16 protein-coding genes are annotated in these 20,099 nt (G+C 71.5%); 11 read left to right on the top strand and 5 right to left on the bottom strand.

Annotation, left to right across the window (positions count from 1 at the left end; genetic code table 11):
• The 3 genes from WD341_RS12865 to WD341_RS12875 form a co-directional block, all read right to left on the bottom strand.
• Positions 1-574, bottom strand: a 574-nt coding sequence (locus tag WD341_RS12865; RefSeq protein ID WP_368425888.1) for a flavoprotein, incomplete at its 3' end; no start/stop codon positions are given.
• Between the two features lie 157 nt (positions 575-731).
• Positions 732-2,411, bottom strand: coding sequence for an AarF/UbiB family protein (locus WD341_RS12870; protein ID WP_368425861.1), 1,680 nt, complete (start codon positions 2,409-2,411; stop codon positions 732-734).
• Between the two features lie 8 nt (positions 2,412-2,419).
• On the bottom strand, positions 2,420-3,223 hold the full coding sequence (locus tag WD341_RS12875; protein ID WP_368425862.1) for a class I SAM-dependent methyltransferase: 804 nt from the start codon (positions 3,221-3,223) through the stop codon (positions 2,420-2,422).
• Between the two features lie 91 nt (positions 3,224-3,314).
• On the opposite strand from WD341_RS12875, the gene mutM reads away from it, so the two are divergent.
• The 8 genes from mutM (at position 3,315) to gyrB (ending at position 13,349) form a co-directional block, all read left to right on the top strand.
• Positions 3,315-4,157 (top strand): bifunctional DNA-formamidopyrimidine glycosylase/DNA-(apurinic or apyrimidinic site) lyase, encoded by an 843-nt coding sequence (gene mutM / locus WD341_RS12880; protein ID WP_368425863.1) that lies wholly within the window; start codon positions 3,315-3,317, stop codon positions 4,155-4,157.
• A gap of 16 nt (positions 4,158-4,173) precedes the next feature.
• On the top strand, positions 4,174-4,683 hold the full coding sequence (locus WD341_RS12885) for a hypothetical protein (RefSeq protein WP_368425864.1): 510 nt from the start codon (positions 4,174-4,176) through the stop codon (positions 4,681-4,683).
• 70 nt (positions 4,684-4,753) lie between these two features.
• Positions 4,754-5,530: an enoyl-CoA hydratase gene (locus tag WD341_RS12890; RefSeq protein ID WP_368425865.1), complete on the top strand. Its 777-nt coding sequence runs from the start codon at positions 4,754-4,756 to the stop codon at positions 5,528-5,530.
• 105 nt (positions 5,531-5,635) lie between these two features.
• Positions 5,636-5,899, top strand: a complete 264-nt coding sequence (gene rpsT, locus WD341_RS12895) for a 30S ribosomal protein S20 (RefSeq protein ID WP_368425866.1) — start codon at positions 5,636-5,638, stop codon at positions 5,897-5,899.
• A 637-nt stretch (positions 5,900-6,536) separates the two neighbouring features.
• Positions 6,537-8,066: a chromosomal replication initiator protein DnaA gene (dnaA, locus tag WD341_RS12900; RefSeq protein ID WP_368425867.1), complete on the top strand. Its 1,530-nt coding sequence runs from the start codon at positions 6,537-6,539 to the stop codon at positions 8,064-8,066.
• A gap of 258 nt (positions 8,067-8,324) precedes the next feature.
• Positions 8,325-9,440, top strand: coding sequence for a DNA polymerase III subunit beta (gene dnaN / locus WD341_RS12905; RefSeq protein ID WP_368425868.1), 1,116 nt, complete (start codon positions 8,325-8,327; stop codon positions 9,438-9,440).
• Positions 9,441-9,588: 148 nt separating this feature from the next.
• Complete coding sequence (recF, locus tag WD341_RS12910) at positions 9,589-10,782, top strand: DNA replication/repair protein RecF (protein WP_368425869.1); 1,194 nt, start codon at positions 9,589-9,591, stop codon at positions 10,780-10,782.
• 80 nt (positions 10,783-10,862) lie between these two features.
• The gene (gene gyrB, locus WD341_RS12915) at positions 10,863-13,349 is read left to right on the top strand and encodes a DNA topoisomerase (ATP-hydrolyzing) subunit B (RefSeq protein WP_368425870.1); all 2,487 of its coding nucleotides are present in this window, start codon (positions 10,863-10,865) and stop codon (positions 13,347-13,349) included.
• A gap of 89 nt (positions 13,350-13,438) precedes the next feature.
• On the opposite strand, the gene WD341_RS12920 is transcribed toward gyrB, so the two are convergent.
• Positions 13,439-13,885, bottom strand: a complete 447-nt coding sequence (locus WD341_RS12920) for a hypothetical protein (RefSeq protein WP_368425871.1) — start codon at positions 13,883-13,885, stop codon at positions 13,439-13,441.
• 243 nt (positions 13,886-14,128) lie between these two features.
• Here WD341_RS12920 and WD341_RS12925 point away from each other — a divergent pair, with 243 nt between their 5' ends.
• Positions 14,129-16,054: an ATP-binding protein gene (locus WD341_RS12925; RefSeq protein WP_368425872.1), complete on the top strand. Its 1,926-nt coding sequence runs from the start codon at positions 14,129-14,131 to the stop codon at positions 16,052-16,054.
• 153 nt (positions 16,055-16,207) lie between these two features.
• Complete coding sequence (locus WD341_RS12930) at positions 16,208-17,383, top strand: MFS transporter (protein ID WP_368425873.1); 1,176 nt, start codon at positions 16,208-16,210, stop codon at positions 17,381-17,383.
• A 9-nt stretch (positions 17,384-17,392) separates the two neighbouring features.
• Here WD341_RS12930 and WD341_RS12935 read toward each other — a convergent pair whose 3' ends face one another.
• The gene (locus WD341_RS12935) at positions 17,393-17,866 is read right to left on the bottom strand and encodes an N-acetyltransferase family protein (protein WP_368425874.1); all 474 of its coding nucleotides are present in this window, start codon (positions 17,864-17,866) and stop codon (positions 17,393-17,395) included.
• A 55-nt stretch (positions 17,867-17,921) separates the two neighbouring features.
• Between WD341_RS12935 and WD341_RS12940 the strand changes: the two genes are divergently transcribed.
• On the top strand, positions 17,922-20,084 hold the full coding sequence (locus WD341_RS12940; protein ID WP_368425875.1) for a transglycosylase domain-containing protein: 2,163 nt from the start codon (positions 17,922-17,924) through the stop codon (positions 20,082-20,084).
• Positions 20,085-20,099 lie beyond the last annotated feature (15 nt).

The following is a 20,099-nucleotide window of genomic DNA, read 5'->3' on the forward strand; positions in this document are numbered from 1 at the left end:
GGCGGGCCTGCGGCGGGCGACGGGCGCCGCCGCCGGCGAAGTGCGCCTCGATGGCGGCCAGGATCTCGGCCGGCTCGGCCATGCGCCCGAAGCCGTGCTCGTTGCAGGCCATGGCGCCCTCGTTCGGCCCCACGGTGAGCAGCCCGCGCGCCTGCAGCAGGGCCAGGTTGTCGCGGGTCGCCGGGTGCTGCCACATGCGCACGTTCATCGCCGGCGCCGCCAGCACCGGCTTGTCGGTGGCCAGCAGCGCGGTCGTCGCCAGGTCGTCGCACAGGCCGTGGGCCAGGCGCGCCAGGATGTCGGCGGTCGCCGGGGCGACGACCAGCAGGTCGGCGTCGCGGCTGAGCTGGATGTGGCCCATCTCGGCCTCGTCGGTCAGCGAGAACAGCTCGCCGTAGACCTTGTCCTCGCTGAGGGCCGATAGCGACAGCGGCGTGACGAACTGCGCGCCGGCCCGGGTCAGCAAGCAGCGCACGGCGGCGCCGCGCTCGCGCAGGCGACGGATCAGCTCCAGGCACTTGTAGGCGGCGATGCCGCCGGCGACGATCAGCAGGATGCGCTTGCCGGCCAGCATGGGCGGGCCCTTCCCCTCGGTGGGATCCGTCACGACGGCGTCTCGCGCGGCGCTCGGCGCCATCGGCCGACGGATAGTTCCACGCCGGCGGCGGGGCAGGCAACTTTTCCGGGGGCGGGGCGGGTGCGAGCCGGGGGCATGGCGGCGGCCCGGGACATCAGAACAGCGCGGCCAGGGCGAAGGCCAGGGCGGCGACGGCGATGCCGCAGGCCAGGGCGGCGAGCCGGGCGGTGCTGCGCCGGCGGTCGATCGCCGCCAGCACCTCGGGGTCGACCCTCAGGTTGCCCTCGGCGATGCGCCGTGCCGCCGCCTCGAGCTGGCGCATCAGCTCGGGCAGCCGCTGCAGGCCCTCGGCCAGTCCCTCGGCGCCCTCGCGCAGGCGCGCCTCCGGACCGCGATGGACGCGCACCCAGCCGGCGATCAGCGGCTCGGCCAGCAACCAGATGTTGAGGCTGGGGTCGAGCTGGCGGCTGACCCCCTCGGCCATCAGCATGTTCTTCTGCAGCAGCACGAGCTGGGGCTGCACCGGCATCGAGAAGGACTCGGTCAGGCTCAGCAGCTGGCCGAGCAGGCGGGCGAAGGAGATGCGCTGCAGCGGCCGGCCGAAGATCGGCTCGCAGACCGAGCGCAGGGCCTGGGCGAAGAGCTCCTGGGACTGGTCGGGCGGCAGGAAGCCGGCCTCGACGTGGACCTGGGCGAGGCGGCGGTAGTCGCGCGCCAGGGTCGCCAGCAGCATGTCGGCCAGGAAGGCGCGGGTCGTGCGATCCAGCCGCCCCATGATGCCGAAGTCGACGGCGGCGATGGCGCCCTCGGCGGTGACCATCATGTTGCCGGGGTGCTGGTCGCCGTGGAAGAAGCCGTCCCGGAACACCTGGTTGAAGAAGATCGTCGCCGCGATCTCCAGGATCGCCGGGATGTCGTGGCCGGCGGCGAGGAGGGCGGCGCGGTCGTCGAGCGGGATGCCGGCGATCCGGCTCATGGTCAGGGCGCGCCGGCCGGTGCGCTCCCAGTCGACCTGGGGCACGACGTAGGTCTCGTCGCCGGCGAAGTTGACGGCCAGCTCCGAGGCCGCGGCGGCCTCGAGCCGGAGGTCCATCTCGCAGCGAACGGTCGAGGCGAAGAGGTCGACCAGCGCGACCGGCCTGAGACGGCGCAGGCGCGGCTGGGTGCGCTCGGCAAGGTGGGCGAGCCAATAGAAGAGCTGCAGGTCGCGCTCGAAGGCGCGCTCGATGCCCGGGCGCAGGACCTTGACCGCGACCGGCTGTGGCTCGTCCTGCCCGTCGACGCCGTCGAGCGACTCAGCGTCCCCGAGCAGGTCCGGTGCGCCGAGCGGTTCCGGCGCGCCGAAGGGATCGCCCGGCACCCGCGGCCCCGGGGGGGCGAGCGGATCCCTGGCGCCGGGGTCGGGGCGGGTGACCGCGAAGTGGACCTGGGCGATCGAGGCGGCCGAGACCGGGGTCTCGTCGAACGACAGGAACAGGCTGTCGAGCGGCCGGCCGAGCTCGGCCTCGATGGCCCGGCGCGCCTGCTCGGCCGGGAAGGGCGGCAGGCGGTCGTGGAGCTGCGCCAAGTCCTCGGCCATGCGCTCGCCGACCAGGTCGGCGCGCGTCGCCAGGAACTGGCCGAGCTTGATGAAGGAGGGGCCGAGGTCGCCGAGGGCGCGCGCCAGCTTCTCCCCCGGGCGCCCCGGCACGGCGCGCGGGCTCAGCCGGCGCAGCAGCGCGACCAGCGCCGGGAACAGCTGCAGGTCCTCGACCGCCGCCAGGGCGTCGTGGCGCGCCAGCACGCGGGCGATGGCGAGAAGCCGGAACGGGAGGACCGCGTTTCGCCAGACCACGGGAGCGCTCAGAGCCGCCAGGCGGAATGCAGCGCCGCGATGCCGCCCGACAGGTTGCTGTAGCGGACCTGCTCCAGGCCGGCCGCCCGGATCCGCTCGGCGAGCTCGGCCTGGGCCGGGAAGCGGCGGATCGACTCGACCAGATAGACGTAGGAGTCGCGGTCGCCTGCCACGGCGCCGCCCAGCCTCGGCAGCACGTTGTCGGACCACAGCGCGTAGGCGCGGTCGAGCGCCGGCAGCACGACCCGGCTGAACTCCAGGCAGAGGAAGCGGCCGCCCGGCTTCAGGACGCGCCGCGCCTCGGCCAGTGCGCGGTCGATGTGGGTCACGTTGCGCAGGCCGAAGGCGATCGTGTAGGCGTCGAAACTGGCGTCGGGCAGGGGCAGCGCCTCGGCGTCGCCGCAGACCCAGTGCAGGGGGCCGAGCCGTCCGCTGTCGACGGCGCGGTCGCGGCCGACCCGCAGCATGTCCTCGGTGAGGTCGAGCACCGTGACGTCGGCGTGGCCCTCGGTGCGGTCCAGAATCCGGAAGGCGATGTCGCCGGTGCCGCCGGCGACGTCGAGCAGGGCCTCGCCGGCGCGCGGCCGCAGCCGGTCGAGCATGCTGGCCTTCCACAGCCGGTGGATGCCGAGCGACATGAGGTCGTTCATGACGTCGTAGCGGCCGGCGACCGAGCGGAAGACGTCGCGCACCAGGGCCGGCTTCTCGCTGGCCTCGACCTCGCGCTCGCCGAAGGCGACGCGGCTCTCGCCGGCCCCCGGCTCCTCGGCCGCGCGCTTGCGGCGCGCCTGCTCTGCTGCTTGCTTCGTCATGGCGCGGGACGATAGCGCCTGGCCCGGGCTTCGGCTAGCGTGCCGCTCGACGCGACGCCCACCCCGCCAGCCGCGAGCGGCCCAGTCGAGCATGCCCGAGCTTCCCGAAGTCGAAACCGTCTGCCGCGGGCTCCGCCCGGTGCTCGAGGGGCGCCTGCTGCGCCGCGTCGAACAGCGCCGGCCCGACCTGCGCTTCCCGCTGCCGGAGCGCTTCGTCGAGCGCCTCACCGGCCAGCGCCTGACCCGCATCGAGCGCCGCGCGAAGTTCATTCTGGCGCATCTTCAGGGCGGCGAGACGCTGCTCTGCCATCTCGGCATGTCGGGGCGCATGCTGCTGGTCGACGACCCGGCGCTGCCGGCGGAAAAGCACGACCACGTCGTGCTGGAGACCGACGAGGGGCGCCAGGTGCGCTTCAACGACGCGCGCCGCTTCGGCTTCATGGACCTCTGGCCGACCGAGGGCCTGGCCCAGCACCCGATGCTGGCACCGCTCGGCCCGGAACCCCTGTCCAACAGCTTCAACGGCCCGGTGCTGGCTGCCGCGCTGTCCGGTCGGACCAGCTCGATCAAGGCGGCCCTGCTCGACCAGCGGGTCGTCGCCGGGCTCGGCAACATCTACGTCTCGGAAGCGCTGTTCCACGCGGGCCTGTCGCCCCGGCGCCTGGCGGGGAGCGTGCAGGGCGGCCGCGCCGAGCGGCTGGCGGCGGCCGTCCGCGACGTCCTGATCCGGGCGATCGCAGCCGGCGGCAGCTCGCTGCGCGACTACGTCCAGGCCTCCGGGGAGCTCGGCTACTTCCAGCATGCCTGGGCTGTCTACGGGCGCGAGGGCCAAGCCTGCCCGGGCTGCGATTGCGAGCCGGGGGCCGGCGGCGGGATTCGCCGCCTGGTGCAGTCCAACCGGTCGACTTTCTACTGTCCCCGCCGGCAGCGCTAGGCTATCTCTGGGCCTCATGACGAGCCAGACGTCCCGCCACGCGTCCCGCTGCGACCCGGGGCCCGCGCCACGCCCGGTGCGGATCGCCCTGCGCCCGGCCCGGTCGCTCACCGCCCTCCTGCTTCCCGTCCTGCTGGCGCTCGCAGCGGTGCCCGTGCCGGCGGCGGCCGCGATCCCGGTCGCCGGCGCGCAGCAGGCGCAGGCGACGCCGGAAGCCGATACCGCGGAGGAGGCGCCGCGCTTCTTCGCGGACCTCGACGACCTGCCGCTGATGGCCGGCCTCCAGGAGATGGCGGAGGCCAGTATCGCCTTCGACAAGCCGGGCGGGCGGATCGGCGAGGTCTACGCCGAGGGCGCCGTCCCGGCGGAGCAGGTGCGCGCCTTCTACGAGGAGGCGTTACCGCACTTCGGCTGGCAGGCGGTCGCCGAAAACCGGTACCGGCGCGACGGCGAGAGCCTGGAGCTCGAAATCAGCGAGGCCGCCGGCGTCACGACGCTGCGGATCGCGCTCTCGCCCACCGACTGAAAACCCCCTTCCTGGCCGCCGCCGCCGCGCGGCGCCTACCGGACAAGCAAAACCGAGGAGAGCAAGCCGCATGGCCTTCGAGAACATCCTGGTCGACCGCAAGGGTGCGGTCGGCGTCGTCACGCTGAACCGGCCCAAGGCGCTCAACGCGCTTTGCGCCGCCCTGATCGCCGAGCTCGGCGAGGCGCTGGCCGACCTGGAGGCGGACGACGCGATCCGCTGCATCGTCGTCACCGGCTCGGACAAGGCCTTCGCCGCGGGCGCCGACATCAAGGAGATGCAGGCGAAGTCCTACGCCGACGTGCTCGACGAGGACTTCATCACCGGCGACTGGGAGGTCCTGGCGCGCTGCCGCAAGCCGACCATCGCCGCGGTCGCCGGCTTCGCGCTCGGCGGCGGCTGCGAGATCGCCATGATGTGCGACATGATCCTGGCTGCGGAGACGGCGAAGTTCGGCCAGCCGGAGATCAAGCTGGGCACGATCCCGGGCTCGGGCGGGACCCAGCGCCTGACCCGCTCGGTCGGCAAGTCGCTGGCCATGTACCTCTGCCTGAGCGGCGACATGATCGATGCCGAGACCGCGCTTCGCGCCGGGCTGGTCGCCAAGGTGCTGCCGGCCGAGGGCTTCCTGGAGGCGGTCATGAAGGTCGCCGAGACCATCGCCGGTCACTCGCTGCCGGTGCTGCGGATCTGCAAGGAGTCGGTCAACGTCGCCTACGAGACCAGCCTTGCCGAGGGCGTGCGCTTCGAGCGCCGGAGCTTCCACGGGACCTTCGCGCTGGACGACCGCAGCGAGGGCATGGAGGCCTTCGTCGCCAAGCGCAAGCCGGACTTCCGGCACCGCTGACGTCCGCCGCCCCGTCGGGCGTGCGCCCAAGCGCGCGCTTGACGGCCCTGGGGCGCCTCGCTATAAGCGCGCCTCTCTCCGAACGTATCGATGGATCAGGACAAGATGGCGAACCATAAGTCCGCCGAGAAGCGCATTCGTCGCAATGCCCGGCGCGCCGAGATCAACGGGATGCGCCGCTCGCGCATCCGCACCTTCATGAAGAAGATCGAGCTGGCGATCGCCGGCGGCGACAAGGGCACCGCGCAGGAGGCCTTCAAGGTCGCCCAGCCGGAGCTGCAGCGCGGCGTCTCGAAGGGTGTGGTGCATCGCAACACGGCGGCGCGCACGCTCTCGCGCCTTTCGACCCGCATCAAGACCATGGCCTGAGCCGTCGCGCCCTCCCCGGAGGGCGCGGACGAGGGTATCGAAGGCAGCGCCGTCCCGTCGGGACGGCGCTGCCTTCTTTTTGTGCGCACCCCGGTCGGGTGCCGCCTGCCTGCGTCCTTGCGCGGGCCGGCAAAAGTTTTCACGAAGGTCGGCCGGGCGATTCGCCCGATTCCTCGGAGACTTAGGGGGCGATTTTCGAGTCTTCGGGAAGCCGTAATATTTCGTTCGTTTTTTGATCCAGTTGCCCGCGAACACCGTGTCGGGTACATTAAACGACCCTGCAAGACAGGCTGGGACGCAAGTACTAATCATCACAAGTAAACAATAAATGCGTCCGTTCCAAAGAAAAAGCCGGATTTTCTACCGATGAGGGGGGGCGGAGACTTGACTCATTGTGTGGCTGAGCGCTGATTAAGCAGCCGAAGCGACCTGCTGCCGGCCGATAGCCGCAGCGGCAGGGACGCGCCGTCGCCGGCCGGGGAGGGCTTCGATCCCTCCGTTCCAGGATGCCTGGATCTCTGGGTTCGGCAGCGGTCCGCTAGTCGGAGGGGAGCGCCGCGCGACGGGATCTCCTCCCGGTATCATTGACGGACGAGGGCAGACAGTGGACGCGAGACTTGAAGCGAGCGCGCGAACCTTGGCCAGTGACGAGCAAAGCGGGGGCGCCCTGGCGGAGCGGTGGGTCCGGGTCCGGACCAGGCTCCGCTCGGAGGTCGGCGAAGCGGCCTTCAAGAGCTGGCTCAAGCCCCTGGTCATGATGGGCCTGCGCGACTCGGCGGTCCGGCTCGGCGTTCCCTCGCGGTTCATGCGCGACTGGGTGATCGGCAACTACGCCGAGCGCCTGCGCCATCTCTGGAGCGAGGAGGCCCCGGAGGTCCGCGGGGTCGAGATCGTGGTCCTGCCGCCGCACAGCGCCACCCCCCGCGATGCCACCTCTCGCGACGCCACCCCGCGCGACGCCACGCCGCGCGATGGGCGGGCACCGGCCGGGGCGGAGGCGCCGTCGGGCGGCGCCGGCGCGCCGGCGCATCCGGGCACGTCGCGCGAGGCCGAGGCCCGGGCACTCGCCCACGACCAGGCGGCGCGCGCCCAGGCGGTCGCCGACGATGCCGGCAAGGCAGCGCTGGACGCCCGCGCCCTGGAGATCTCTGCGCCGCTCGACCCGCGCTTCACCTTCGACAACTTCGTCGTCGGCAAGCCGAACGAGCTGGCCTACGCCGCCGCCCGGCGCGTCGCCGAGGCCGAGACCGTGCCCTTTAACCCGCTGTTCCTCTATGGCTCGGTCGGCCTCGGCAAGACCCACCTGATGCACGCCATCGCCTGGCACCTGCGCATCCACAGCCCGGCCAAGCGCGTCATCTACCTCTCGGCCGAGAAGTTCATGTACCAGTTCGTGCGGGCCCTGCGGACCAAGGACACCATGGCCTTCAAGGAGCAGTTCCGCACCGTCGACGTGCTGATGATCGACGACGTGCAGTTCATCTCCGGCCGCGAGGCGACCCAGGAGGAGTTCTTCCATACCTTCAACGCCCTGGTCGACCACAACCGCCAGGTCGTGATCTCCGCCGACAAGAGCCCCTCCGACCTGGAGGGCGTCGACGAGCGCATGCGCTCGCGCTTCGGCTGGGGCCTGGTCGCCGACATCCACCCGACGACCTACGAGCTCCGGCTCGGCATCCTGCAGGCCAAGGCCGAGCAGGTCGGCGTCACCGTGCCGCTCAAGGTCATCGAGTTCCTGGCCCACAAGATCACCTCCAACGTCCGCGAGCTGGAGGGTGCGCTCAACCGCATCGTCGCCCACGCGACCCTGGTCGGCCGGCCGGTCACGCTGGAGACCACCCAGGAGGTCCTGCACGACCTGCTCCGCGCCTCCGACCGCCGGGTCACCATCGAGGAGATCCAGAAGCGGGTCGCCGAGCACTTCAACATCCGCTTCGCGGACATGACCTCGGCGCGCCGAGCCCGCGCCGTCGCCCGGCCGCGCCAGGTCGCGATGTACCTGGCCAAGCAGCTGACCAGCCGCTCGCTGCCCGAGATCGGCCGCAAGTTCGGCGGCCGCGACCACACCACGGTGATGCACGCCGTGCGCAAGGTCGACGAGCTGCGCGCCGGCGACCCCAGCTTCGCCGAGGATGTCGAGCTGCTGCGGCGCATGCTGGAGGCCTGAGCCGAGGCGGCGGCCGCGCCGCCGGCCGCAGCCCCCTTCCGGCGGCCTCGGCTGGGGCCTCCGCGCTTCGGCGGCTGTCGCTAAAGGCGTGAAAATCCTTACGCTATTAGGCCGCTATGCTATAGTGCGCCCCCGAAATCCGGTGCCGCCGAGTCGTGGCACGCGCTTGCGAAGACGGGTCCTGCCCGCACTGCTCGCGCCGTTGCGGTTCCGTGTCCACCCAAGGCGCCTCCTGCCAGACCGAAGAGTTTCCCGACGATGAAGCTGACGATCGAACGCGCGGCCCTCCTGCGGGCGCTGGCCCATGTCCAGAGTGTCGTCGAGCGGCGCAACACCATCCCGATCCTGTCGAACGTGCTGCTCGAGGCGCAGGACGGCCGGCTCGGGCTGACCGCGACCGACATGGACCTGACGATCGTCGAGCAGACCGAGGCGGCGGTCTCGACGCCGGGCGCCACGACCGCGCCGGCGCACACGCTCTACGACATCATCCGCAAGCTGCCCGAAGGCGCGGAGGTCGAGCTGTCGGCCGGGGCCGAGGGCCAGCTCAGCCTGCGCGCCGGCCGCTCGATCTTCAGCCTGGCGACCCTGCCGCGCGAGGACTTTCCGACCGCCGGCGCCGCCGAGCTGCCGCACAGCTTCGAGCTGCAGGCGCGCGAGGCCAAGCACCTGATCGACCGGACCCGCTTCGCGATCTCGACCGAGGAGACGCGCTACTACCTCAACGGCATCTACCTGCACGCCGCGACCAGCGGCGAGGTGCCGGTGCTGCGCGCCGTGGCGACCGACGGCCACCGCCTGGCCCGCTTCGAGATGCCGCTGCCGTCGGGCGCCGAGGGCATGCCCGGCGTCATCGTGCCGCGCAAGACCGTCAACGAGCTGCGCAAGCTGATCGACGAGGTCGACGGCGCGCTGACCGTCTCGCTCTCGGAGACGCGGATCCGCTTCGCCTTCGGCGCGACGATCCTGACCTCGAAGCTGATCGACGGCACCTTCCCCGACTACGAGCGGGTCATTCCGACCGGCAACGACAAGCTCATGGAGGTCGACTGCAAGTCCTTCGCCGAGGCCGTCGACCGCGTCTCTACGATCTCCAGCGAGAAGAGCCGGGCGGTCAAGATGAGTGTCACCGAGGGCACCGTGACCCTCTCGGCGACCAGCCCGGAGAATGGCAGCGCCGAGGAAGACCTCTCGATCAGCTACAGCGGCCCGACGATCGAGATCGGCTTCAACTCGCGCTACCTGCTCGACATCGCCAGCCAGATCGAGGGCGAGGGCGCCGAGTTCGCCATGGCCGACGCCTCCTCGCCGACCCTGGTCCGCGACGTCACCGATTCCAGCGCGCTCTACGTGCTGATGCCGATGCGGGTTTAGCCACGCTGCGCCCGCCAGAGCTCGTCTTCTTGCCCCTCGACAGCAGCCCTGCCGCCGGAAGACCCGGCGCCGGGGTCCTGCGACCGCCTGCAGCGGGGCCGCGATCCTGACCCCGGCCGACCGGCCCCTGGGAGCCTCCGCGACCGCCTTGTCCGACCGCCCGCCCGTACCGACCCAGGCTGAGCCGCGTCCGAGCGGACCCCTGTGGCTGCGCCGGGTGGCCCTGACCCGCTTCCGCAACCTGCGCCAGAGCGAGCTGGTGGTCGACGCGCGGCCGGTCGTCCTGACCGGGCCGAACGGCGCCGGCAAGACCAACCTGCTCGAGGCGATCTCGCTGCTGACGCCGGGGCGCGGCCTGCGCCGGGCGCCGCTCGCCGAGTTGGCCAGCCGCTCGCCGGCCAACGAGGCGCCGGGCGTGGGCTGGGCGGTGGCCGCCGAGCTGGTGACGCCGCTGGGCCCGCACAGCCTCGGCACCGGCAGCGACCCCGCCGCCCGCCCCGAGGCCGCCGAGAAGCGCCTGGTGCAGGTCGACGGCGAGCGGGCCGCCAGCCAGCAGGCGCTCGGCGAGCTGCTCTCGGCGGTTTGGCTGACGCCGCAGATGGACCGCCTGTTCCTCGACGGCCCCTCCGCCCGGCGGCACTTTCTGGACCGCCTGGTCTACGGTTTCGACGCCCGCCACGCCGGGCGCCTGGGCGCCTTCGAGAAGGCGCTGCGCGAGCGCTCCCGTCTGCTCCGCGCCGGCGGCTGGGACCCGGTCTGGGTCGGCGCCCTCGAGGACAGCCTGGCCGAGCGCAGCGTCGCCATCGGCGCCGCGCGGCGCGCCGCCGTCGAGCGCCTGGCCGGCGCCTGCGCCCAGAGCCTCGGCGCCTTCCCGCGCGCCGGCCTGGGGCTGGCCGGCGACGCCGAGACCCAGCTCGACGAGCAGCCGGCGGTCGAGGTCGAGAGCGCCCTGCGCGCGGCGCTGGAGCGCGGACGCGGGCGCGATGCCGAGACCGGCGGGGCGGCGGTCGGCGCGCACCGGGCCGATTTCAGCGTGCTTCACCTGGAGCGCGGCCTGCCGGCGGCGCTCTGCTCGACGGGTGAGCAGAAGGCGCTCCTGATCGCCATCGTGCTGGCCCACGCCCGCCTGATCGCGCTCGACCGCGGCGCGGTGCCGCTGCTGCTGCTCGACGAGGTCGCCGCGCACCTCGACGAGGGCCGCCGCCGCGCGCTCTTCGAGGAGCTGCTGGCGCTCGGCGCGCAGGCCTGGCTGACCGGCACCGACGCCGGGGTCTTCGAGCCGCTCGGCGAGGCCGCCCAGCGCGTCCTGGTGCACGAGGGCCTGCTGCGCGTGCAGGCCTGATTCCTACAAGAACTCGGCTGTCGTCGACCCCATATATGCTAGACTGAGTAGGCATCATGACAGAGCAGAAACCCAACCCTATGGCTGACGACGCCACCCCGACGGCTGACCGCAGCACCGTCCAGGACGACGCCCACGCTGCCGCCGGCGCCGCCTATGGCGCCGATTCGATCAAGGTGCTGCGCGGGCTCGACGCCGTGCGCAAGCGCCCGGGCATGTACATCGGCGACACCGACGACGGCTCGGGCCTGCACCACATGGTCTACGAGGTCGTCGACAACGCCGTCGACGAGGCCCTCGCCGGCTACTGCGACACCGTCCAGGTCACCCTGAACGGCGACGGCTCGGTGACGGTCTCGGACAACGGCCGCGGCATCCCGGTCGACATCCACCACGAGGAGGGCGTCTCGGCGGCCGAGGTCATCATGACCCAGCTCCACGCCGGCGGTAAGTTCGACCAGAACTCCTACAAGGTCTCCGGCGGCCTGCACGGCGTCGGCATCTCGGTCGTCAACGCCCTTTCCGAATGGCTCGAGCTGCGCATCTGGCGCAACGGCAAGGAGCACTGGATGCGCTTCGCCGGCGGCGTCGCGGTCGAGCCGCTGACGGTGCGCGGCGACGCCCAGGAGCGCAAGGGCACCGAGATCTCCTTCCTGCCCTCGACGGAGATCTTCACCCGGACCGAGTTCGACTTCGCGACCCTGGAGCACCGCCTGCGCGAGCTCGCCTTCCTGAATTCGGGCGTGCGCATCCGCCTGACCGATGCGCGCAAGCCCGACCCGGTGGTCTCGGACCTCCACTACGAGGGCGGCCTGATCGCCTTCGTGCGCTATCTCGACCGCAGCAAGCAGAGCCTGGTCGACCCGCCGATCCACCTGATCGCCGAGCGCGACGGGGTGATCGTCGAGGTCGCGCTGCAGTGGACCGACAGCTACCACGAGACGATGCTCTGCTTTACCAACAACATCCCGCAGCGCGACGGCGGCACCCACCTCGCCGGCTTCCGCGGCGCCCTGACCCGGCAGGTCAACGGCTACGCGACCGAGTCCGGCCTGCTGAAGAAGGAAAAGGTGACGCTGACCGGCGACGACGCGCGCGAGGGGTTGACTTGCGTGCTCTCGGTCAAGGTTCCGGACCCCAAGTTCTCCAGCCAGACCAAGGACAAGCTGGTCTCCTCCGAGGTCCGGCCGATCGTCGAGTCGATCGTCAACGACAAGCTGCAGCAGTTCTTCGAGGAGAACCCGAACGAGGCGCGCAAGATCGTCGGCAAGGTCGTCGAGGCGGCGACCGCCCGCGAGGCGGCGCGCAAGGCGCGCGAGCTGACCCGGCGCAAGGGCGTGCTCGACGTCGCCTCGCTGCCCGGCAAGCTCGCCGACTGCCAGGAGCGCGACCCCGCCAAGTCGGAGCTGTTCATCGTCGAGGGCGATTCGGCCGGCGGCTCCGCCAAGCAGGGCCGGGACCGCAAGTTCCAGGCGATCCTGCCCCTGCGCGGCAAGATCCTCAACGTCGAGCGGGCGCGCTTCGACAAGATGCTGGGCAGCCAGGAGATCGGCACCCTGATCACCGCGCTCGGCACCGGCATCGGCCCCGAGGAGTTCGACCTCGGCAAGCTGCGCTACCACAAGATCGTCATCATGACCGACGCCGACGTCGACGGCAGCCACATCCGCACCCTGCTGCTGACCTTCTTCTTCCGGCAGATGCGCGAGCTGATCGAGGCCGGTCATCTCTACATCGCCCAGCCGCCGCTCTACCGCGCCAAGCGCGGCGACAGCCTGACCTACATGAAGGGCGACCGCGAGATGGAGGAGTACCTGATCGGGTCCGCGATCCGCGAGGCGGTGCTGGAGTTCGCCCCGGAGCCAGGTCTGCCGGGCAGTCAGCGGGCCGGCGAGGACCTGGCCGACCTGGTGCGCAAGTCCCTGCGCGCCCGGCACCTGATGGAATCGCTGGTCAACAAGGTCGGCTCCTGGGACGTGGTCGAGCAGAGCGCCATCTCCGGCGCCCTCAGCCGCGAGATCCTGGACGACCCGGAGCGGGCCGAGGCGGCGGCGCGGACGATCGCGGCGCGCCTGGATTCCCTGGCACCCGAGCACGAGCGCGGCTGGCAGGGCCTGGCCTCGGCCGACGGCGGCCTGCTGTTCACGCGCACGCTGCGCGGCGTGCCGGAAAGCCGGCGCGTCGATTCCGCCCTGATCCAGTCGAGCGAGGCGCGCCAGCTCGACGCCATCGCCGTCGAGCTCAAGGACACCTACGAGCGGCGCGCGACGCTGCGCGGCAAGGACCGCGAGGCGACGGTCTGGGGCCCGGTCTCCCTGGCCAACACGGTGCTGGCCTGGGGCCGCAAGGGCGTCTCGCTGTCGCGCTACAAGGGCCTCGGCGAGATGAACCCCGAGCAGCTCTGGGAGACCACCCTGGACACCAACGCGCGCTCGCTGCTCAAGGTCCGCGTCGCCCACGCCGAGGACGCCGACGGCATCTTCGACACCCTGATGGGCGACCTCGTCGAGCCCCGCCGCGAGTTCATCCAGACCCACGCCCTCGAGGTCGCCAACCTCGACGTGTGAGGCTCGGGAAGGGTGCCGGCTGCCGGATCAGGTGGAGACTCGTCCTTCGCGGTTCGCTCGCCCGGCGACCGGTGACCCCGAGACCGCCTCTACAGCTGCTCGATGAAGGAGCGCAGCCTGCCGAGGACGTGCTGGTCGGCGCTCTTGGGCGCCGACACCCGTGACGTGTCCGGGCCGACGGTGTGCTCGCCTCGCTCGCCCTCGCGCCAGGTCGGTTTCGAGAGGAAGATGTGGAGCGTGCCCGAGCAGGAGCCGCCCGAGCGCTCGGCGATGACCCCGAAGTAGAGCACGTAGCCCTCTTCCGACAGCTTTTCCCCCAGCTCCTCGCGTACGACGTCGAAGCCGTTGCGCTCCAGCCTGTCGGCGGCATAGCGCGAAGCCTTCTCCGGGTCCCTCCAGCAGCTGTCGTCGGCACGGTCGATCGCTTCCACCAGGATCGGTCCGACGGCCTCCGGAGAGACCGCTGCGCTCGTGCCGCCGCTCGCTGCGACGAGGAGGCAGGCGGCGAGAGCCGGGGCAAGCAGGGGATGGGGCACGAAGGTTTCCTTTGCCTGGGAGAGAAGGACGCGGATTTCTGGCACGCCCCAGCCGACAATCAAGAGAACGAGCCGGGGGTTCAACCGCAATAGGCGGCGAGCGGTTAAGAAGTCGCGAAAGCCGCGCCTCGGCACCTCCGCTTGCGCCGAATCGCGCTCTCGGACGATGGTTAATCCTCGCTTAACGGATCGCCGCCAGACTAATCCTGGGCGGGGCCGGCGGGGTGGCGGGGGAAGATGTCCTTGGCAGTCGGGATTTCCGAAGAATCCGGCGACGCGTCGGCGCTCGCGGAGCGCACGGCGGCCCTGGTCGCGCTCGACCCCTCCGGCCGGATCGCCTCGGCCAACCGCGCGGCGGAGGCGCTACTGCAGCGGGAGGCCGCAAGCCTGATCGGCCGGCCCTTCGGGGAGCTTCTGGCCGATCCGGCGGACGAGCACTGTCTCGCCGCCGGCGGGCGCTGCCGGCTGCTGCGCGGCGAGGGCCCGCCGCTGCTCTGCACGCTGCAAGCCGGCGAGCTGGAGCTGGCCGGCAGAACTCTGCGCGTGCTGACGATCGGCCAGACCGAGAAGGCGAGCCAGGCGGAGCGCCTGAACGCCCTGCTGCGCACGGCACTCGAGGAGCTGCCCGAGGCGCTGATCCTCTTCGACGACGACGACCGGCTTATCTACTTCAACCAGGCTTACCGGCGCACCTTTCCCCATATGCCGAGCTTCGCGGAGCTCGAGGGGGTGCACTTCTTCGAGATCGTCCGACGCTCCATGGCGGTGCCCGGGGTCGTGCAGGATCCCCTGGCGCAGGCCGATCCCGAGGCCTACCTGGCCAAGCGCCTGGAGCGACTGCACCGCCCGCGCCCGGGGCCCTTCGAGCAGCGCGTGCGCGGCGAATGGCATCTGGTGCAGGAAATGCGAATTCCGGGCGTCGGCTTCGCCTGCCTGCGCAACGACATCACTGAGATCCGCCGCCTGGAGGCGAGCCTGATCGAGCGCGAGGAGCTGTTCCGCACCCTCGCCGACACCTCACCGGTCGCCCTGGTGCTGACCCGCCTGTCCGACTCCCGGGTCGTCTACGTCAATGCCAGCGCTTCCGAGCTGTTCCACGTGCCGCTCGAGCAGGCGCCGGGCCAGCACGCGCCGGACTTCTACGTCAATGTCGAGGACCGCACCCGCCTGGTCGAGCGGCTCAAGAGCGAGCGCCTGCTGCGCGACGCCGAGATCGAGCTCAAGGACTCCGGCGGGCGGCGCTTCTGGGCCCTGCTCTCGGGCAAGGCGACGGTCTTCGGCGGCGAGCCGGTGCTGCTGATCTCGGTGGTCGACATCTCGCAGCGCAAGCGCCAGGAGCGGGCGATCGCCCAGGCCAACCGGCAGCTCGCCGACCTCGCCGAGCGCCTCAGGATGACCAGCGAGGAGACCAACGCCGCGCGGCTGCGCGCCGAGGAGGCGAACCGAACGAAGTCGGCCTTCCTGGCGATGATGAGCCATGAGCTGCGCACGCCGCTCAACGCCGTGCTCGGCTTCTCCTCGATCCTGCGCGACCAGCTGTTCGGAGCGATCGCAGAGCCGAAGTACGTCGAGTACGCCCAGGACATCTACGACAGCGGCGCGCACCTGCTGTCGATCATCAACGACATCCTGGACCTCTCGAAGATCGAAGCCGGCAAGATGGAGATCGAGCGCGAGTGGCTCTCGGCGGCCGAGCTGGCGCGCTCCTGCCGCACGCTGGTGCGCGGCCTCGCCGACGAGAGCGGCGTCGAGATCGACCACTCGGTCGAGCCGGACGACCTGCAGCTGCTGGCCGACCGGCGCGCCGCCAAGCAGATGCTGGTCAACCTGCTGTCGAACGCCTGCAAGTTCACGCCGGCCGGCGGCCAGGTCTGGCTGCGCTTCGCGCCCGACCCCGCGGGCGGAGTCCTGGTCACCGTCGCCGATACCGGCGTCGGGATGAGCGAATCCGACGTCGAGCGGGCCCTGGAGGCCTTCGGCCAGATCGGCCGTGCCGGCGGCAGCCAGCCGGGCACCGGCCTCGGCCTGCCGTTGGTCCGTGGCCTGATCGAGCTGCACGGCGGCGGCCTGGAGATCAACAGCGACCCCGAGCGGGGCACTCGGGCGACGCTCCGCTTCCCGCCCGCCAGGCACGATCCCGATCCGGCTCCGCGGACGGTTGCTGACTAGGGTCAGGGTTCATTTGCCAAGCCAGGAGATGACGGTCGCTACGATGCAGATCGCACTGAAGAGGGTGTGAGCGCAGCGGTCCCTCGGCCGAGTGCCAGGCAAGTAGCGACCGGCAGGCAGAACTTCCTGCCCGTCGGTGTCGTTCGCTCCTTCATGACGCCTTTCTGGAAGCTGTCCGCCGCTGGCTTTGCCGCGACCGCGATCACCTACGGGCCGGCCCGTATGGGATTCGGCCTGTTTCTACCGCAGTTCAAATCTGTGTTCGGGATCTCGACCCAGTCTGCGGGCTTCGTCTCGAGCCTGGGCTTCCTGGGTTTCTTCGTGGGCCTGCTGGTTTCGCAGGTCATGACGAACCGGACAGGGCCGCGTCTGTCCATCGTTTGCGGTCTGGTCGCCGCGACCCTCGGCATGGGGATCGTCGCCGCGGCGCCGAACCTGCCGGTCCTTTCCGTGGGGGTCCTTCTCGCGATGTCGAGCGCCGGCTTCTCCTGGGCGCCGTTCAACAACGTGATCCACCGAAAGGTGGAGGACGGGTCGAGGCCGGCCGCGCTTTCCTTGGTCAGCACCGGCACGAGCCTCGGGATCGCGGCTGCGGGGGGCGCGGCGCTTCTCATGAGCATCGGCGGCATTTCGTGGCGGCTTTGCTGGGCCACCTTCGCGATCGCCAGCGTCGTCTCGCTTCTCGGCAACTGGATGGCGCTGCGGGAGGTCGCCGGCACGCCGGGTCCGGGGGTCACGCAGCGATGGAGCCTGCTGCTTCAACCGCCGGCCATACCGCTGTTGGGGATCGGCCTCTGCTATGGTGCTACTTCGGCGATCTACATCTCTTTCGCGGCCGATCGGATCGCGCAGGCCGGGGGAGTGGCGGGCCTTCCGGCGAACGCCTCCGGGGGCCTCGTCTTCATCTGTTGCGGAATCTTCGGCCTCATCGGGCTTTTCACTGGAAGCGCGAAGGCGTCCACGGGCCTGCCGTGGCTCCTGCGCCTTCTGCTGTTGGCGTCCGCCCTGTCTTCGGGTCTCGTCGCGCTGCTGCCGACAAGCTGGGCGGGCGTGGTTCTCTCGGCGGGGCTTCAGGGCGTCTACGTCATGATGATGAGCGCCGTTCTGGCGTTCTGGTCGGAGCGGCTCTTCCCGGCCCTCCCGTCGCAAAGCTTCACTGCCGCGCTTCTTGCCGTTGCCGCGGGCAGCGTACTCGGTCCGGCCGCAGCCGGGTTCGCCTCCGACGCGCTCGGCGCGACGCCGATGTTTTTGGGGACGGCTGCGCTTGCTGCGGCCACGGCGGCGGCCCTCCGTTCCAGGCACATCAGGGAACGCCCAGAGCCAGATTGAAGGGGGTGTCTAGTCGGCGCCGAGGCGCGTGAAGGCGGGAGGGTCGGTCCAGTAGACGATCAGGTCGTCCAGGCCCTCGGCCAAGCTGTCGTAGAAGGCGCGGGCGACCGGGTTGGCGCGCATGGCGGTCCAGACCAGGTAGTGGCCGTCGCGCGCCGCGGCGCCGCGTGCGACCGCGCGCAGCAGCGCCCGGCCGACGCCGCGCCGGCGCGCCCAGTCGGCGACGTAGAGATCCGCGACGTAACGGCCGCGCACCCCCTCGCCGGTGTCGTAAATCGGGCAGTAGAGGACATAGCCCGCCGCATCGCCGTCCAATTCGGCGATCAGCGTCGCGAAGGCGGCATCCGGCCCGAAGCCGTCCGCACGGAAGCGGTCCTCGTCGAGGCCAGGCGGGTCGAGCCCTTCGTAGGCCGACAGCGCCCGGCAGAAGGCGACGACCGTCCGGGCGTCCTCGGGCCGCGCCGCCCGAACGACCAGGGCCATGGTGTCAACTCCGATACCTGTGCTACTCGAACCCGCCCCTATAGCACAGCGAAGCATGCCACGCCGCACAGCCACGCCCGCCCTGCGCGCCGACATCGAGGCCAGCGCCGTCCAGCGCCGCCGGCGCGGTGCCGCCGCAGCCAAGGCCGGCAAGGGCAAGTCCGGCCAAGCCAAGTCCGGCCAAGCCAAGTCCGGCCAAGCCAAGTCCGGCCAGGGCGGCCGCCGCCGCGGCCGCGCGGCCGCGCCGCCACGCAGCTGGCGCTGGCTGCGCCGCGCCGCCCTGTGGCTCGGCGTCGCCGCGATCTGGATCGCCGTGGCGCTGGGCGGGGTGCTCGCCTGGTACGCCTACGACCTGCCCTCGGTCTCGGCGCTCGGCGAGCTGACCCGCAAGCCGAGCGTGCGGCTGATCGACGCCGACGGCCGCCCGCTCGCCGCCTTCGGCGACCTCTACGGCGACTCGCTCGCGGTCGCCGAGCTGCCGGCACATCTGCCGCAGGCCGTGCTGGCGGTCGAGGACCGCCGCTTCTACAGCCACATCGGCCTCGACCCGATCGGCATCCTGCGCGCCGCGGTCGCCAACCTGGTGTCCGGCCAGTTGCGCCAAGGCGGCTCGACGATTACCCAGCAGCTTGCCAAGAACCTCTTCCTGACGCCGGAGCGCACGGTCAAGCGCAAGGTCCAGGAGATGCTGCTGGCCTTCTGGCTGGAGAGCAAACTCAGCAAGGACCGGATCCTCTCGCTCTATCTCAACCGGGTCTATCTCGGCGCCGGCACCTACGGCGTCGACGCGGCGGCGAGGCGCTACTTCGGCAAGTCGGCGCGCGAGGTCGGGCTCTACGAGGCGGCGATGATCGCGGGCCTGCTCAAGGCGCCCTCGCGCTACAACCCCGCGAACGACGCCGACCTCGCCCACCGGCGCGCCGTGACGGTGCTGCAGGCCATGGCCGACGCCGGCTTCCTGTCCGAGGCCGAGCTCGAGCTGGCGGTCCGCGAGCGGCGGCGCGGCGAGGCCGAGGTCGCCGACCGCGGCCGCTACTTTGCCGACTGGGCGCTGACCCGGGTGGTCGAGGAAAGCGGCCCGCTGGACGGCGACATGATCGTCTCGACGACCCTCGACTCCCGGCTGCAGCGCATCGTCGAGGAGGAGGCCGCGAGGTTGCTCGACGGTCCGGGCATTGCCGCCGGCGCCAGCCAGGCAGCCGTCGTCGTGATGGCACCGGACGGCGCGGTGCGTGCCATGGTCGGCGGCCGCAGCTATGGCGACAGCCAGTTCAACCGCGCGGTCCAGGCGCTGCGCCAGCCCGGCTCGGCCTTCAAGCCCTTCATCTACCTGGCCGCCCTCGAAGCCGGCATGACCCCCGACAGTCCGGTGCTGGACGCGCCGATCGAGTTCGCCACGCCGAACGGCCCCTGGCGGCCGGCCAACTTCAGCCACGACTACCGCGGCACGGTCAGCCTGCGCGACGCCTTGGCTCTCTCGATCAACACCTCGGCGGTGCGCCTGGCCCAGAGCGTCGGCGTCGAGCGGGTCGCCGCGACCGCCCGCCGTCTCGGCATCACCACACCGCTCTCCGAGAACCTCAGCCTCGCGCTCGGCACCTCCGAGGTCAGCGTGCTGGACATGGCGGCGGCCTACGCCACCCTCGCCAACGGCGGCGAGGGGGTCTGGCCCTATGGCGTGTCGCTGATCGAGACCAAGGCCGGCGAGCGGATCTACGCCCGTCACGGCGACGGCCCCGGGCGTGTCGTGGCGCCGGCAGCGCAAGCCGGCCTCGTCGATATGCTCGAGACGGCGGTCGTCCGCGGCACCGGGCGCCGCGCCGACCCGGGCCGGCCAGCGGCCGGCAAGACCGGCACCAGCCAGGACTTTCGCGACGCCTGGTTTGTCGGCTTCACCGCCGACTGGACCGTCGCGGTCTGGCTCGGCAACGACGACGGCAAGCCGATGGAGGGCGTGACCGGCGGCGGCCTGCCGAGCCAGCTGTGGCAGGCGATCGTGACGCGCATCTCGGAAGGCCTGCCGGTGCGTCCGCTGACCTATGCCGCCTCGGTGCCGGGCGGCGCTCCCGAGCCGCGCGACAGGCCGGCGGCGCCCGTCTCCGGCGAGTCGCCGGGCCTGCTCGAGAGCCTGCTCGAGCGCCTCACCGGCGGCAGCGGCCGGAACCGCGAGGCTGGCGAGCCCGGTCCTTCGCTGCCCCGTCCCGGCAACGACCGCTGAGGCGCCGCGCTCGGA

This window comes from Tistlia sp. (assembly GCF_040905785.1).
Classification (GTDB): domain Bacteria; phylum Pseudomonadota; class Alphaproteobacteria; order Kiloniellales; family DSM-21159; genus Tistlia.